Source organism: Castellaniella denitrificans, from assembly GCF_027214045.1.
GTDB lineage: Bacteria > Pseudomonadota > Gammaproteobacteria > Burkholderiales > Burkholderiaceae_B > Castellaniella > Castellaniella denitrificans_A.
In genome coordinates this window covers 1-15,058 of sequence record NZ_JAPWHE010000013.1, presented here as the reverse complement: position 1 = coordinate 15,058, position 15,058 = coordinate 1, and the positions used below count along the sequence as shown (strand labels likewise).

General features: G+C 66.5%; 16 protein-coding genes. 10 read left to right on the top strand and 6 right to left on the bottom strand.

Features of this window, described 5'->3' with window-relative positions:
• The first annotated feature begins 62 nt into the window (after positions 1-62).
• The 7 genes from O4H32_RS13610 to O4H32_RS13580 all read left to right on the top strand — a co-directional run bounded on the left by O4H32_RS13610 (position 63) and on the right by O4H32_RS13580 (position 6,781).
• On the top strand, positions 63-1,181 hold the full coding sequence (locus tag O4H32_RS13610; RefSeq protein WP_269360044.1) for a Re/Si-specific NAD(P)(+) transhydrogenase subunit alpha: 1,119 nt from the start codon (positions 63-65) through the stop codon (positions 1,179-1,181).
• Positions 1,181-1,489 carry an NAD(P) transhydrogenase subunit alpha part 2 gene (locus O4H32_RS13605; protein WP_043684843.1) on the top strand — a complete coding sequence of 103 codons (309 nt, stop codon included), beginning with the start codon at positions 1,181-1,183 and terminating at the stop codon, positions 1,487-1,489. The genes O4H32_RS13610 and O4H32_RS13605 overlap by 1 nt, the downstream gene beginning before the upstream one ends.
• Positions 1,486-2,925: an NAD(P)(+) transhydrogenase (Re/Si-specific) subunit beta gene (locus O4H32_RS13600; RefSeq protein ID WP_269360042.1), complete on the top strand. Its 1,440-nt coding sequence runs from the start codon at positions 1,486-1,488 to the stop codon at positions 2,923-2,925. Before O4H32_RS13605 ends, O4H32_RS13600 begins: the two co-directional genes overlap by 4 nt.
• A 138-nt stretch (positions 2,926-3,063) precedes the next feature.
• A complete protein-coding gene (locus O4H32_RS13595) occupies positions 3,064-3,801 on the top strand; it encodes a flagellar brake protein (protein WP_269360041.1) in 738 nt (245 codons plus the stop codon).
• A 110-nt stretch (positions 3,802-3,911) separates the two neighbouring features.
• Complete coding sequence (locus tag O4H32_RS13590) at positions 3,912-5,162, top strand: NAD(P)/FAD-dependent oxidoreductase (protein ID WP_269360039.1); 1,251 nt, start codon at positions 3,912-3,914, stop codon at positions 5,160-5,162.
• A gap of 9 nt (positions 5,163-5,171) precedes the next feature.
• Entirely contained in the window at positions 5,172-6,113 is a 942-nt protein-coding gene (locus O4H32_RS13585; RefSeq protein ID WP_269360038.1) for a 4-hydroxyproline epimerase, read from the top strand.
• A gap of 11 nt (positions 6,114-6,124) precedes the next feature.
• Positions 6,125-6,781 carry a GntR family transcriptional regulator gene (locus tag O4H32_RS13580; RefSeq protein WP_269360036.1) on the top strand — a complete coding sequence of 219 codons (657 nt, stop codon included), beginning with the start codon at positions 6,125-6,127 and terminating at the stop codon, positions 6,779-6,781.
• Between the two features lie 32 nt (positions 6,782-6,813).
• Here the strand turns inward: O4H32_RS13580 and O4H32_RS13575 are convergent, their stop codons facing one another.
• The 5 genes from O4H32_RS13575 to dctP all read right to left on the bottom strand — a co-directional run bounded on the left by O4H32_RS13575 (position 6,814) and on the right by dctP (position 12,172).
• Positions 6,814-8,295, bottom strand: coding sequence for an aldehyde dehydrogenase (locus O4H32_RS13575; protein ID WP_269360034.1), 1,482 nt, complete (start codon positions 8,293-8,295; stop codon positions 6,814-6,816).
• Positions 8,296-8,305: 10 nt separating this feature from the next.
• On the bottom strand, positions 8,306-9,181 hold the full coding sequence (gene dapA / locus O4H32_RS13570; RefSeq protein WP_269360033.1) for a 4-hydroxy-tetrahydrodipicolinate synthase: 876 nt from the start codon (positions 9,179-9,181) through the stop codon (positions 8,306-8,308).
• Between the two features lie 73 nt (positions 9,182-9,254).
• Positions 9,255-10,574 (bottom strand): TRAP transporter large permease, encoded by a 1,320-nt coding sequence (locus O4H32_RS13565; protein WP_269360032.1) that lies wholly within the window; start codon positions 10,572-10,574, stop codon positions 9,255-9,257.
• Positions 10,574-11,089 (bottom strand): TRAP transporter small permease subunit, encoded by a 516-nt coding sequence (locus tag O4H32_RS13560; protein WP_269360031.1) that lies wholly within the window; start codon positions 11,087-11,089, stop codon positions 10,574-10,576. The genes O4H32_RS13565 and O4H32_RS13560 overlap by 1 nt, the downstream gene beginning before the upstream one ends.
• Positions 11,090-11,116: 27 nt before the next feature.
• Positions 11,117-12,172 carry a TRAP transporter substrate-binding protein DctP gene (dctP, locus tag O4H32_RS13555; protein WP_269360029.1) on the bottom strand — a complete coding sequence of 352 codons (1,056 nt, stop codon included), beginning with the start codon at positions 12,170-12,172 and terminating at the stop codon, positions 11,117-11,119.
• A gap of 170 nt (positions 12,173-12,342) precedes the next feature.
• On the opposite strand from dctP, the gene O4H32_RS13550 reads away from it, so the two are divergent.
• Positions 12,343-12,570 carry a 4-oxalocrotonate tautomerase gene (locus O4H32_RS13550; protein ID WP_269360141.1) on the top strand — a complete coding sequence of 76 codons (228 nt, stop codon included), beginning with the start codon at positions 12,343-12,345 and terminating at the stop codon, positions 12,568-12,570.
• Positions 12,571-12,645: 75 nt separating this feature from the next.
• Here O4H32_RS13550 and O4H32_RS13545 read toward each other — a convergent pair whose 3' ends face one another.
• On the bottom strand, positions 12,646-13,017 hold the full coding sequence (locus tag O4H32_RS13545) for a DUF4168 domain-containing protein (protein WP_269360027.1): 372 nt from the start codon (positions 13,015-13,017) through the stop codon (positions 12,646-12,648).
• A 370-nt stretch (positions 13,018-13,387) separates the two neighbouring features.
• Here O4H32_RS13545 and O4H32_RS13540 point away from each other — a divergent pair, with 370 nt between their 5' ends.
• Both O4H32_RS13540 and O4H32_RS13535 read left to right on the top strand, forming a co-directional pair.
• Complete coding sequence (locus tag O4H32_RS13540) at positions 13,388-14,044, top strand: thiopurine S-methyltransferase (RefSeq protein WP_269360026.1); 657 nt, start codon at positions 13,388-13,390, stop codon at positions 14,042-14,044.
• A 209-nt stretch (positions 14,045-14,253) separates the two neighbouring features.
• The coding region (locus O4H32_RS13535) for an MCP four helix bundle domain-containing protein (protein WP_269360024.1) at positions 14,254-15,058 on the top strand (805 nt) is incomplete at its 3' end.

Below are 15,058 nucleotides of genomic sequence, written 5' to 3'. Positions count from 1 at the left end.
CCCCCAAGACATCAAGGAAACTCCATGCAGCAACACCGACGCATCCCCGCCGGGAGGCCGCCATGCAGGTAGGCATCCCCCGCGAAACCCTGCCGGGCGAGACCCGGGTCGCCGCCACCCCCGAAACCGTCAAGAAGCTGGTCCAGGCGGGCCATCGGGTGAGAGTCGAACGAGGCGCCGGCACGGCCGCCCGATACCCCGACGCCGACTACGAGCGGGCGGGCGCCGAACTGACCGATGCCCAGGCCGCCCTGGACAGCGAGCTGGTCCTGAAAGTCCGTCGGCCGGATGCGGCCGAACTGGCCCGCATGAAACCGGGCGCCGTGCTGCTTGGCATGCTGGATCCCTTCGATTCCGACGGCCTCGCGGCCCTGGCCGGCGCCGGCCTGACGGCCTTCGCCCTGGAGGCCGCGCCACGCACGACCCGCGCCCAGAGCCTGGATGTGCTGTCGTCCCAGGCCAATCTGGCCGGCTACAAGGCCGTGTTGCTGGCCACCCAGTATTACGGCCGCATGTTTCCGATGATGATGACCGCGGCCGGCACCCTGAAGGCGGCCCGCGTGGTCATCCTGGGCGCCGGCGTGGCCGGCCTCCAGGCCATCGCCACCGCGCGCCGCCTGGGCGCCGTGGTCGAGGCCTCCGACGTGCGGCCCGCCGCGCGCGAGCAGGTCGAATCACTGGGCGGCAAGTTCATCGACGTGCCCTACGAGACCGACGAAGAGCGCGAGATCGCCGAAGGCGTGGGCGGCTATGCCCGGCCCATGCCGGCCACGTGGATGGCGCGCCAGGCCGCCCTGGTGGCCGAACGCTGCAGACAGGCCGACATCGTCATCACCACGGCCCTGATCCCCGGCCGTCCCGCGCCCACTCTGATCCAGCCGGACACGGTCGCCGCCATGAGGCCCGGCTCGGTCATCGTCGACCTGGCCGTGGAGCGCGGCGGCAACTGCCCGCTGTCGGTGCCGGGCGAAGTCATCGAGCGCGACGGCGTCACCCTGGTGGGGCTGACCAACCTGCCCGCGCTGCTGGCGACCGACGCTTCCGCGCTCTATGCGCGCAACGTGCTCGATTTCCTGAAACTCGTCATCGACGCCGAGGGCCGCTACGCCCCGCCGGCCGACGACGACATCGTCAACGCCTGCCTGGTCTGCAAGGACGGCCAGGTCCTGAGGAGCGCCTGATGGAAGCCGTCAACCCCACCCTGATCAACATCATCATCTTCGTGCTCGCCGTCTACGTGGGCTTCCACGTGGTCTGGAACGTAACCCCGGCCCTGCACACCCCGCTGATGGCCGTGACCAACGCCATCTCGGCCATCGTCATCGTCGGCGCCATGCTGGCGACCGGCCTGACCGACGGCGGCCTGGCGCAGTCCATGGGCGTGTTCGCCGTGGCTCTGGCGGCGGTGAACGTCTTCGGCGGCTTCCTGGTCACCCAGCGCATGCTGGAAATGTTCAAGAAAAAGGAACGCAAGGGAGGCCAGGCATGATCTCGGCCAACCTCGCCATCCTGCTCTACCTGGTCGCTTCGGTCTGCTTCATCCAGGCGCTCAAGGGCCTGTCCCATCCCACCACTTCGCGCCGGGGCAATGCCTTCGGCATGATCGGCATGGCGATCGCCATCCTGACCACGGCGGCGCTCATCGTCGGCCTGGCGCGCGAAGGCGCGACCGTCGCGGGGCTGGGGCGTGTGCTCGCCGGCCTGGTGGTCGGCGGCGGTATCGGCACCCTGCTGGCGCGCAAAGTCCAGATGACCAAGATGCCGGAGCTGATCGCCTTCATGCACAGTATGATCGGCCTGGCGGCCGTCGCCATCGCCATCGCCGTCGTCGCCGAGCCGCACGCCTTCGGCATCGCGATGCCCGGCGCGCCGATCCCGGTGGGCAACAGGCTGGAACTGTTCATCGGCACGTTCGTGGGCGCCATTACGTTCTCCGGTTCGGTGATCGCCTTCGGCAAGCTCTCGGGCAAATACAAGTTCCGCCTGTTCCAGGGCGCGCCGGTGGTCTTCCCGGGCCAGCACCTGTTGAATCTGCTTCTGGCGGTGCTGATGCTGGCCTGCGGCTTCTGGTTCATGGCGACGCAGTCCTGGCTGCCCTTCATCGCCATGACGTCCATCGCCTTCCTGCTGGGCGTGCTGATCATCATCCCGATCGGCGGCGCCGACATGCCAGTAGTGATTTCCATGCTGAACAGCTACTCGGGCTGGGCGGCGGCGGGAATCGGCTTCTCGCTGAACAATCCGATGCTGATCATCGCGGGCTCGCTGGTGGGCTCTTCCGGCGCGATCCTGTCCTACATCATGTGCAAGGCGATGAACCGGTCGTTCTTCAACGTGATCCTGGGCGGCTTCGGGGCCGAGCCGTCCGCGGCGGGCGCGGCGGGCGACGGCGCGCAGCGCAGCGTCAGGTCCGGCAGCCCGGACGACGCCGCCTTCCTCATGAGCAACGCCGAGACCGTCACCATCGTCCCGGGCTACGGCCTGGCCGTGGCGCGCGCCCAGCACGCGCTGAAGGAACTGGCCGAGAAACTGGCCGCGCAGGGCGTGACGGTGAAATACGCCATCCACCCGGTGGCCGGTCGCATGCCGGGGCACATGAACGTGCTGCTGGCCGAAGCCGAGGTCCCCTACGACCAAGTGTTCGAAATGGAGGACATCAACGGCGAATTCGGCCAGACCGACGTGGTGCTGGTGCTGGGCGCCAACGACGTGGTCAATCCGGCGGCCAAGAACGACCCGAACTCGCCCATCGCCGGGATGCCGATCCTCGAGGCCTACAAGGCTCGCACCGTGATCGTCAACAAGCGCTCGATGGCGGCGGGCTACGCCGGACTGGACAACGAGCTGTTCTACATGGACAAGACCATGATGGTGTTCGGCGACGCCAAGAAGGTCCTGGAGGACATGGTCAAAGCCCTGGAATAGGCCCCCGCCCGCCATGCCCGGGAAAGCCCGCATATGCGGGCTTTCCCCCAGTCCGAAAACACCGGTTTCCGGGCGGGATCGTTTAAAATCCGTCCTTGTCGCACTCACGCGTCGCATCTCGGCACGCAGCCCAAGACCATGGCCTTCCAGGAAGACGATCCCTGTCTGGTATCGCAATCGCTCGAAATCAGCTCCATCCTGCAAGGCCTGCTCAGCCAGCGGGTCCTGGTGCGTCTGGACATCCCCGGCAAGGCCGTCTCGATCATTTCCACGCTGCTCGAGGTCGATGCGAAGGCCGGCACGCTGCTGCTCGACAACGCCTCCGAGGACCAGATCAACAACCAGTTGCTGCGCGCCACCGCCGTCCGTCTCCAAGGCACGCTGGACCGCGTGATGATCGAATTCTCGGGGCCGCTGCGCCCCGCGATGCACGAGGGCAAGCCGGCGCTTTCGATGGCCTGGCCCACCCAATTGCGGCGCATCCAGCGGCGCGAGTTCTTCCGCGTCGACATCCCGGCCAGCAACCCCGCCCATTGCCTGATCGAGCACGAATCCCTGCCCTCGGGCAAGGCCCGTTTCCGCATCGCCGACATCAGCGCGGGCGGTCTGCAACTGGTGGACCACGACGACCTGCTCACCGACGCCGCCGTGGGCACGATCTTCGAGGAATGCACGCTGGAACTGCCCGACGCCGGCGAACTGGATGTCGCGCTGCGCGTGCTGCGCTCCACCCACCTGACCCAGGACAACGGCAAGCCCCAGCACCAGCTCGCCTGCCGCTATTTCAACCTGCCGGACAACCGCCAGATCACCATCCAGCAATATATCGGCGCCCTCGAACGCGCCGTCCTCGCCCGCCGCTGGGGCATCGAATAAGACAAGGGGCCGGGGAAGCCCGCTCGGTAAATATATTGATTGAATATTTACCGCGCCTGTGAAATCATCCCCGTATCGGATCCATCCGCGATCCTGAACGGCATCCATCCATGAACGCTTCCTCCTGTGACGTCGCCATCGTGGGCGGCGGCATCATCGGCCTGAGCTGCGCCCTGTACCTGCGCGAAGCCGGGCACGACGTCGTCATCATCGAGCGCAACGACCCGGCCAGCGGCGCCAGCCGGGGCAACGCGGGCGCCCTGGCCTTCGCCGAAATCCTGCCGCTGGCCTCGCCGCGCATCCTCCGCAAGGCGGCGCGCTGGCTGTTCGACCCGCTGGGCCCACTCAGCCTGCCTCCCGCCTACCTGCCCCGCATCGCCCCCTGGCTGCTGCGGCTCTGGCGGGCCAGCTGGCCCTCGAATTATCAGGCCAACATCCAGGCGCAAGTCGCCCTGATCGGACTGGCCCAGGAGGAAATGCTGGCCATGCTGGACCGCACGGGGCTGGACCGCCACTTGCACACAGAAGGCGTGCTGGAAGTCTACGAGGGCGCCGAGCGCTTCGCCGCTGCCCGGGAAACCGCCCGTCAGCGGTTGGCCTACGGCATCGAAAGCCAGCCCGTCCAAGGTGCCGAACTGGCCGACCTCCAGCCCGGCCTTTCGTCCCGTTTCACCCATGGCATGCTGGTGCCCAGCTGGCGCAACGTCGACGATCCCCAGGCCCTGGCCGTGGACATCGGTCTGCGGGCGCAGGCGCTCGGCGCCCGGCTGCTCCGCCGCGAAGTCCGCACCGTCGAACCCGCCGCGGACGGCGGGCGCCTGATGCTGGACGATGGCACCGCGCTGCGGGCGCGCCGGATCGTGATCGCCGCCGGCGCCTGGTCGCACCAGTTGAGTGGCCCACTCGGGGATCCCATCCCCCTGGAAACCGAGCGCGGTTACAACACGACGCTGCCACCGGACGCCCTGGATCTGCGCCGCCAGATCACATTCTCCGATCACGGCTTCGTGATCTCGCCCCTCACCTGCGGCATCCGCGTGGGCGGCGCCGTCGAACTCGCCGGCCTGAAACGCCCGCCCGACTACCGCCGGGCCCAGGCCATGCTGGACAAGGCCAAGGCCTTCCTGCCTGCGCTGCGCACCGAGGGAGGCGAACAGTGGATGGGCTTCCGGCCCAGCCTGCCCGATTCGCTGCCGGTCATTGGCCGCGCCCGTCGCCACCCGGACATCTTCTACGCCTTCGGCCACGGCCACCTGGGCCTGACCCAGTCGGCCGCCACCGCCCGCCTGATCCGGGACCTGGTCGGCGGCCAGACACCCGCCATCGATCTCGCGCCCTACCGGCCGGAACGTTTCTTCTGAGGACACATCATGCATCGCATCGCCATCCTGGATTCCCACACGGGCGGAGAGCCGACCCGGCTGGTGCTCGACGGGTTTCCCGACCTGGGCGCGGGCTCCATGGCCGAGCGCCGGCAACGGCTGGCCGAACGGCACGATGAGTGGCGCAAGACCGTCATCCTGGAACCGCGCGGCAACGATGTGCTGGTCGGCGCCTTGCTGTGCGCCCCCGTGGACCCGGCCGCCACAGCCGGCGTCATCTTCTTCAACAACACCGGTTACCTGGGCATGTGCGGCCATGGCACCATCGGCCTGCTGGCCTCGCTGGCCTGGCTGGGCCGCATCGAACCGGGCGAACACCGCATCGAAACCCCGGTGGGCACCGTCACCGCCACATTGCACGAAGACGGTTCGGTCAGTGTGCGCAACGTGCCCGCCTATCGCCACCGCAAGGCGGTCGCCGTGGACGTCCCCGGCCATGGTGTCGTGCACGGCGACATCGCCTGGGGTGGCAACTGGTTCTTCCTGGTAGACGCGCCCGACCGGGTCGTTCCCGGGGCGGACAGGGCCGCACTGACGGAATACACCTGGGCCATCTGCCAGGCCCTGGAAGCCCAGGGCATCCGGGGCCGCGGCGACGCGCGCATCGATCACATCGAACTGTTCGGCGCCGATGAGGACGCCGACAGCCGCAACTTCGTACTGTGCCCCGGCAAAGCCTACGACCGTTCGCCCTGCGGTACCGGCACCAGCGCCAAGCTGGCCTGCCTGGCCGCCGACGGCAAGCTCGCTCCGGGACAGATCTGGCGCCAGTCCAGTATCATTGGCAGCCAGTTCCAGGCCAGCTACGAGCCGGGCGAGCATGGCGAGGTCATTCCGACCCTGCGCGGGCGCGCCCACATCAGCGGCGAAACCACCCTGATCCTGCAGGACGACGACCCCTTCCGATGGGGCATCGAGTCCCGCCCCTGAATTTCCGCGCCATGACTTCCGCAACCCCCACCGTCAAAATCCGCGCCACCGAGGCGGCCTACGATCGCATCGAACAGATGATCGCCACGCTGCAGCTGGAACCCAACCAGCCCATCGTGGAAAGCGACCTGATCCAGATGACCGGCCTGGGCCGCACGCCCATCCGCGAAGCCCTGATGCGCCTGATCGCCAGCGGCCTGATCGAACAGCAGCCCCGGCGCGGGCTGCGTGTCAGCGAAATCCGCATCGCGGAACACCTGATCCTGATCGAGACGCGTCGGGTGCTGGAACGCTTGATCGCGGGATCGGCCGCCCGTCGGGCCACGGCGGGGCAGCGGTCCGCCCTGCTGCAATGCGCGCACGACATGACGGAAGCCGCGCGCCGGGGCGACCTGGCGGGCTACATGCGCGCCGACCAGGCACTGGACCGCGTCACGCACGAAGCCAGCCGCAACCCCTATGCCGTGCAGGCGATCATCCCGATGATCATCCAGTGCCGGCGCTTCTGGTACGCCTACCAGCACGAGGGCGACCTGGAACGCGGCGCCCGCTGCCACCTCATGCTGGCCGAAGGCATTCACGCCAACGACCCCGATCAGGCCGTCGCCGGCGCCGACGCGCTGATGGACTACCTGATGGAATTCACCCACACCGTGATAGAGGGATGAAAAAAGGCGCCCGACGGCGCCTTTTTTCATCCTCAGTTCACATACCAGATCGTCTTGATCTGCTGGTACTGGTCCAGGGCCTCCAGGCCATTGTCCCGTCCGCCGAAGCCGGACTGCTTGTAGCCGCCGAACGGGGTGGTGATGTCGCCCTCGGAAAACCCGTTGACCGACACCGTGCCCGCCTGGATGGCGCGCGCCACGCGCTGGGCGCGGCCCACGTCGCGTGTGTACAGGGACGCCGCCAGCCCGTACTGGCTGTCGTTGGCCAGTTCGATCGCCTCGGCTTCGGTCTCGAAGGTGGTCACGGCCAGGATGGGGCCGAAGACCTCTTCGCGGAACAGGCGCGACTCACGCGCGACCCCGTCGAAGATGGTGGGTTCGACGTACCAGCCGCTGCCCAGATCCGAATGGATGCGACCGCCGTGCGCCAGACGCGCGCCCTCGGCCGCCGCGCCTTCCAGGAAACCGCGCACCTTGTCGAAATGCGCGCGCTCGACCATGGGACCGATCTGCACGGACTCGTCCGTGGGCAGGCCGACCTTCCAGTTCGACAGGCGGGCGCGCAGTCGATCCAGCACAGCGTCCTTGACGCCGGCCTGGACGATCAGGCGCGAGCCGCAGCTGCAATTTTCGCCCATGTTCCAGAAGGCGGCGGCCAGCACGTGGTCCACCAGGCCGTCCACGTCCGCGTCGTCGAAGATCACCTGGGGGCTCTTGCCGCCGCATTCCAGGACGATTTCCTTCAGGTTGCTTTCGGCGGCGTATTTCAGGAAATAGCGGCCGACCTCGGTGGAGCCGGTGAAGGACACCATGTCCACGTCCATGTGGCGGCCGAGCGCCTCGCCGACCGACTCGCCCAGGCCGGTCACCAGTTGCAGCGCCGCCGCCGGCACCCCGGCTTCGTGGGCCAGCTGGGTCATGCGATAGGCGCTCAGCGACGTGAGTTCGGCCGGCTTGACGATGACCGAATTGCCGGCCGCCAGCGCGGGCGCGACCTTCCAGGCGTACATCTGGGCCGGGAAATTCCAGGGCAGCACGGCCCCCACCACGCCGATGGGTTCCTTGACGATCAACCCCGTGGCGGCCGGCCCGGTCGGCGCGATACGGCCGAAGCACTTGTCGACGGCTTCCGCGTACCAGCGGAAGGTGTCCAATGTGGCCGGCAGGTCCGTGTTCAGGCATTCGGTGATCGGCTTGCCGGCGTCGATGCAGTCCAGCGCCGCCAGTTCCTCGGCGTGGGCCGTCATCAGGTCCGCCCAGGCCAGCATGATGCGCTTGCGTTCCGCAGGCGCCAATTGCGACCATTCGCCGGACTTGAAGCTGGCGCGCGCCACGCGCACGGCCAAGTCGATGTCGGCGGCTGTGCCCGACTCGATGGCGCCGATCACGCTGTTGTCGATCGGCGTGGTGTTGTCCATCCGGGCGCCCGGCACGTCATGTCCGGGAATCAGGTGGCCGGCCCACAGGCTGCCTGCACGGGCCTGGGCGAAAATCTGTTCCTTGGTCTGTGGCATGGTGGTCTCCTCAGCCCTGGTAGGCGTTCAGCAGCGCCAGGAAAGCGCGTTCGTCCTGTTCCGACAACGGGGCCAAGGGCAGGCGAACCGGGCCGGCCTCGACGCCGTGGCGGCGGCAGCCCAGCTTGGCCTTCTGGTTGTAGTCGCCGGACTCCATCGCCTGGATCACCGGATACATGCCGCTCATCAGGCTGCGGACATCGTCCCACCTGCCCTCGCCGGCGGCCTTGACCATGGCGGCCTGCTCGGCCGGGAAGACATTGGCGCCGCCGCTGATCCAGCTGCGCACGCCCCAGAACAGGAAATCGGCCGCCATGTCGTCGGAACCGCTGATGATCTGGAAATCCGGGATGCCGGCCTGGATCAGGGCCAGGGCGCGGTTGAAGCTGCCGCTGCTTTCCTTGATGCCGACGATGTTGGGGATGCGCGCCAGTTCGATCACCGTGTCCACGGCGATCTGCACGCCCACCCGTGCCGGGAAGTCGTACATGATGATGGGCAGCCTGGTGGCCTGCGCGACCGTACGGAAGTGCTGCGCGATCCCGGCCTGCTCCGGCAGGCTGTAGGGCGGCGTGGACAGCATCAGGCCGTCGTAGCCCAGGGCCTCGGCCTGATGGGCGTTGCGGATGGCCTGGGTCGTGGACAGGGCGTTGATGCCGGCGATCGCCGTCACGCGGCCCCGGGTGGCTTCGGCCACCGTGCGCAACACCCGTTCGCGCTCGTCGTCTTCCAGCGCATAGTATTCGCCCGTGGTGCCGCAGGCCACGATACCGGCGACGCCCGCCTCGATGAAGCGATTCACCAGCGTGCGCAATGCGTCCACATCGACGCCGCCATCCGCCGCGAACGGGGTGACGATGGGAACCAGGACTCCTTCGGTTTTCATATGCATTCCTAAAAGCAAGAAAGACGGCCCGGACGGCCGGGCCAGGACGGGGCGCGAAGCCCCGGAATCGACATCAGAATCCCACGACGCGCTGGGGCAGCCAAGTCGCCAGGGCCGGGAACAGCGCCACCAGCGCCAGGGTCGCGAACTGGACCAGGATGAAGGGCACCACGCCCTTGCAGACCTGACCGTATTTCATGTCCGGCGGCGCGATCGACAAGAGATAGAAAATCGAGGACGCCATGGGCGGAGTCAGGTAGCTGGTCTGGATGACGATGATCATCAGCGTGCCGAACCAGATCGGATCCACGCCCGCGGCCGTCAGGACGGGCAGGAACAGCGGCACGCAGATCAGCACGTTGGCGGTCCAGTCCAGCACGAAGCCCAGCAGGAACACGATGAACAGGAACAGCACCAGCGTGCCCGACACCCCGAGGCCCATGTCGGAGATCAGCCCCTGGATCAGACGCGAACCCCCGTTGGCGGCGAAAATCCCCGTGAACATGATACCGCCGGCCACGATCAGCAGAATCATGGCGGAGATCCGCACCGTGATCGCCAATGCTTCCCGCATCATGGGCACGCTGAACTTGCCGTAGCTGATGCACAGGATCAGCGCGCCGATCGCGCCGACGGCCGCAGCCTCGGTGGGCGAGGCGATGCCGGCCATCAACGAGCCCAGCACGGCCACGATCAGCAGCATGGTCGGCACCAGTCCGCTGAAGGTGATCTTCAGCTTTTCCATCACCGGCAGGCGCATGTCCGGATCGTCTGCGCGCGGGCCTTTCTTCGGGTCCAGGACGCAGACGAAGACGATGTACAGGACGAACAGCCCCACCATCATCAGGCCCGGGAACAGCATGGCGGCGAACAGCTCGCCCACCGAGATCTGCGCCAGCGAGGCGTACACCACGGCCACCACCGAAGGCGGAATCATGGTGCCCAGCGAACCGCCCGCGCAAATGGTGCCGGCGATCAGCGAATTGTCGTAGCGAAAGCGCTGCATGGCGGGGATGGCCATCAGGCCCACCATGACCTCGACCGCGCCCACCACACCGGCGGCGGCTGCGAACGTGGCGCCCATGGCGACGGTCGCCACGGCCAGGCCGCCGGGCAGACGCCCCAGCCACAGCTGCATGGTGCGGAACAGGCGCGCGGCGATCCCGGAGCGCTCCAGGATCGCGCCCATCAGCACGAACATGGGAATGGCCGAGAGAATATAGTTGGTGGCCGCCGAGTACAGGCCGCCGTAGAGTTGATTGAACACCTGGTCGCCAAAGGCGAACCAGCCCCCGATCAAAGCGGGAATGATCAGGGACAGGGAAACGGGGATGCCCAGGAACACCAGCAGGAACATCCCCGGGAACATCAGGGCGGCGACGGTCGGATTCATCAGTGGTCCTTCTTGGCGTCGGAATCCAGGCCGCGGAAGGCACGCAGGCCTTCCACCGCCAATTGCAGGGTCAGGGCGGTCAGCCCGATCGCGAAGCACAGATAGAACGGCCACATCAGCGGCGCCCATGGGCTGACCGTCTCGACTTCATGCCGTACCCAGGCCCGCCAGGTATGCGACGCCGCGATCCAGGACAGCATGCCGAAGAACGGCGCCAGGACCAGCAGATAGGCGACGCCCTGGACCCCACGGCCGAAGCGGGCGGGCAGGCGGTTGCGCAGCACGTCGATGCGGATGTGCGCATCCTCCCGCAGGACGTAGGCCACGCCCAGCAGGAAGACGGCGCCGTTGGCCATGTAGGCGACGTCGAAGGCCCAGACCGTCGGCGCATCGAACACGTAGCGGGCAAAAACCTCGTAGACCATGGACACGGTCAGGACGGCCGCCGCCACGCTGGCCAGCTGGGAAGCGCACCAGGACACGCCGTTTGCGAATCGGGTCAGGGCTTTGAGCATCTCGGCCTCGCTGTGTGCGATCGTGGATCAGTCGCGCATCAGGTAGTTGCTTTCGGCTTTCCAGCGCTTGTGGTAGGCCTCGTAGTCGGCGAGCACCTCGGCCATCTCCGGCTTGCCGGCGGCCTTCTGCGCCTCGGCCGTCTTGTGCATCCAGTCATAGCCCGCGTCGGACAGCTGCTTCACGAATTCGGGGCTGAGCGTGATGATCTCGTTGCGGCCACTGCGATATTTTTCCATTGCCTTCATGTCCGCGTCATAGAAATAATCCAGGCTCTGCTCGGTGGTCAGCTGGGCGGCGGCCTCGATCAGCGGCTTCAGGTCCGCCGGCACCTTGTCCCAGGTTTCCTGCTTGACGACCACTTCCCACATGAAGGTCGGCTGGTGCACGCCCGGCACGACGATGTACTTGGCGGCCTGATGGAAGCCTTCGGGCATATTGGCCGACGGCGGGGCCCACTCCACGGCGTCCACGCCCTTGCGCTGCAGCAGCGTATAGATCTCGCCCGGCGGCACCACGGTCGGCACGGCGCCGAAATAGTCGCGCATCACTTCGGCCCAGGGACCGGATGTGCGGTACTTCAGGCCCTTCAGGTCTTCCGCGCTGCGGATGGGCTTGTTGGCATGCGCCATGATTTCGGAAGACCCGATGCCGACGATCATGGTCTTCAGGCCCTGGCCGGCGCGCAGCTTTTCCAGCTTTTCCTTGCCGCCACCCTGATACAGCCAGGACTTGTAGGCGTCGGGTCCCATGCCGCCCGGAAAGCCTGAGAAAATGGCGTTTTCAGGGTTCTGATTGACCAGATAGCTGGACGTGGAATGGCCGGCCTCGACCACGCCGTCGCGCACCGCGTCGAACACTTTCAGGGCCGGCACGATCACACCGGCGCCAAAGGGCTGGATCTCGACCCGCCCGGATGTGATGGTCTTGACGTTGGAGGCGAAGCGTTCCAGGAAATTCTGATAAAAGGGCGAGCCTTCGGGCACCGAAGTCGGCACGCGCCAGGTCACATCGGCCGCCGTCGCGGCGCCAGCCGCGCACAGCGTGAAGGCCGCCACGGCCAGGGTACGGAAAATCTTTTTCATGGTCTCCCCCTTGAAATTGGAATACGCGACGATCGGAAAACACGCGCGATGCAGACAGTCTAATATCCAATAAATATATTTACAACATATCGAGGGTAAATACCAATGTCGTCAACGTGGGTTCATCATGCCGGACCCCGGGGGCGGAGCCCGCGCGAAACATGCAGGATATGCTAGGCTCCTTTGCCCACACTCACAGGAATCCCGCCATGCCGACCATGCATATTGAATTGTTCGAGGGCCGCTCCCCCGAAAAGAAACGCGAACTCGTCCGCGCACTGACCGAGCGCACGTGCGAGGTTCTGGGCTGTCCGCCGGACTCGGTGGACATCATCCTGACGGAAATCAGCAAGGACCGATGGGCCACGGGCGGCGTTTTCTGGTCCGAAAAGGGCTGAGGCCCTCGGGCGGCAATACCCGCGCGTCGCGCGGGCCGTGCCGGGGCGCCCACGAACGGGCCGCCGCGATCGCCGCTACTGGCCGACCAGGCGTTCGACCTTCTGACGCAATTCGGGGTTCTCGCGCACGGCGCGACTGATGCCGTTGTATTCGGCGACGCTCATGCCGCCCGCCTCGACCTGATCCACCATTTTCTGATCGGCCTCGACGCGCACCGCCTGCTTGGCCTGCGCGTCCTGAGCCGCCTCCAGCCTGGGCTGGTATTCCGCCGCCACGGCACTGACCTTGCGCACGGCGGCCGCGTAGCGCTGCAATTGCTCGTCGGTCGGCCGGTCCACGGCCTCGTAGGCCGTCTGTGCATCCACTGTCCGGACGGGCGCCAGAGGGCCCGCCAGACCCAACGCGATGACGGACGCGGCTAAAAAACCCTTCATCACCTGATTCATCCTGTACTCCTGCGTGGTGTGATCGACCATTTCATCATCGCGACGAAGGTGGCGCGTTTCAAGTTTCCCGATGTATGAGCCTGTGTCGCCATGACACCGGGATTTCCCTCCCCTCCCTCGCCGCCAGACCGCGACCACCGGGCTTCATCGCAAAACCCCTATCCAAACTATCAGGGTTCCGCGATGCCCATGAGGCCAACACTTCGTTACGTTAGCGGGGCGCCTTGCCAGGCGCGGGGCATCGCGCATCACACGCCGCCGCCTCTCTCGACAACAATACTGGAGACACCATGCAAGAACAGCCGCTGGCCGGCAAGCCATCCAGGAGCCGCTACACTGGGGCCTTGCGGTTTCTGGATGGGTGCAAAACATGGATACGGATTTCTGGCTGCAGCGCTGGGAGCAGGGACAGACCGGCTTCCATCAATCCCGCGTCATGCCCTTGCTGCAAAAACACTGGTCCGGACTCGGTCTGGCACCCGGCAGCCGGGTGCTGGTGCCCCTGGCCGGCAAGACACTGGACGTGACTTGGTTGGCGCAACAGGGCCACGCCGTGCTGGCCGTGGAGCTGTCCCCGATCGCCGTCGGGCAATTCTTCGAGGAACACGCCCTGAGGCCCGAGATCCGGTCCACTCCCCTGGGCACCCTGTACCGCGCCGGACCGATCGAGTTCCTGTGCGGCGACATCTTCGGCCTGGACGCCGAGACCCTGGCGGGCTGCGCGGCCTGCTACGACCGCGCGGCCCTGATCGCCCTGCCGCCCGTGCTGCGTGGACGCTATGTGCGTCACATCTACGGGCAGCTGCCCGCCGGCTGCCGTACGCTGCTGCTGACCCTGGACTATCCTCAGGCGGAAATGGACGGTCCGCCTTTTTCCGTGCCGGAGCCCGAAATCCAGACGCTCTACGGGGACCGATGGCACATCGAGCGGCTGGAGACCCGCGACATTCTCGATCAGGAACCCAGATTCGCCGCGCGCGGCGTGTCCCGCATGCAGACCAGCGTCTTCCGCCTGACGGCCTCCTGAGCCGCGCAATACCCTCCTGCCCCAGGCCTGCGCACGGACCGTGACGAAGCGCCGTTTTTCACGAAATTCCCTTACGAACAAAGAGGTTATGCACAGATAAGCCAAATATTGGGGCTCTTATTGCCCACTGCTGGACCGATCAGAAATCCAGGGTTATCCCTAAGATTGAGGGCATTCTTCCCACGCGCGGCGCAGGGCGCCGAACCCTCATGAAAAACCTCAAGATCAGCACGCGGCTCGCCGCGGCTTTCGGCTTCATCCTGTCCCTGGCGCTGATCCTGGCGCTGATCGGCATCTGGAACGCCATCACCGCCCAGTCGATCGCCGCGGAAATCGGCCAGCGCCGCCAGGCCGGTCAGTTGATGGACCAATGGACCCGGGCCATCGATGTCCGAGCCAACCAGGTCATGGCCTACGCGCTGATCTCCGACCCCGCGCTGGTCGAATATTTCAAGGAAGAAATCAGCGGCGCGGCCGTCAGGATCAAGAACTACGCGGATCAGGCCGATGCCTTGTTTACCGTGCCCGAATCCCGGCGCCTCTTTCAGCGCATCATGGAAGAGCGCGCGAACTATCTGACCATCCTCGACGCCATTCATAAAGCGCTGGCCAACCGCCAGACCACGGTCGCCACCGATATCGTGCACGAGCAGTTGCCTGCGATCAACAAGACCTACCTCGCCAGCATCGAGGCGCTGCGCGCCTACCAGCAGGAACAGATCGACCTGGCCCAGCGGCAAGCAACGGACCAGGCCGTGCTGAGCGAACGCATCCTGGCGCTGGCCGCGATCCTGGCCCTGATCCTGGGGCCGCTGTTCGCCTGGCGCGTCATGCGCGCCATCACGCAGCCTCTGCGACACGCGGTCGCGGCCGCTGAAGCCATTGCGCGCCGGGATCTCAGCCACGTCATCCGCGTGGACTCGCACAATGAAATCGGTCAGTTGCTGAACGCCCTGGCCACCATGACCCGCAACCTGCGCGGCGCCCTGGGCGAAGTGCGCGAGGGCTCGGACG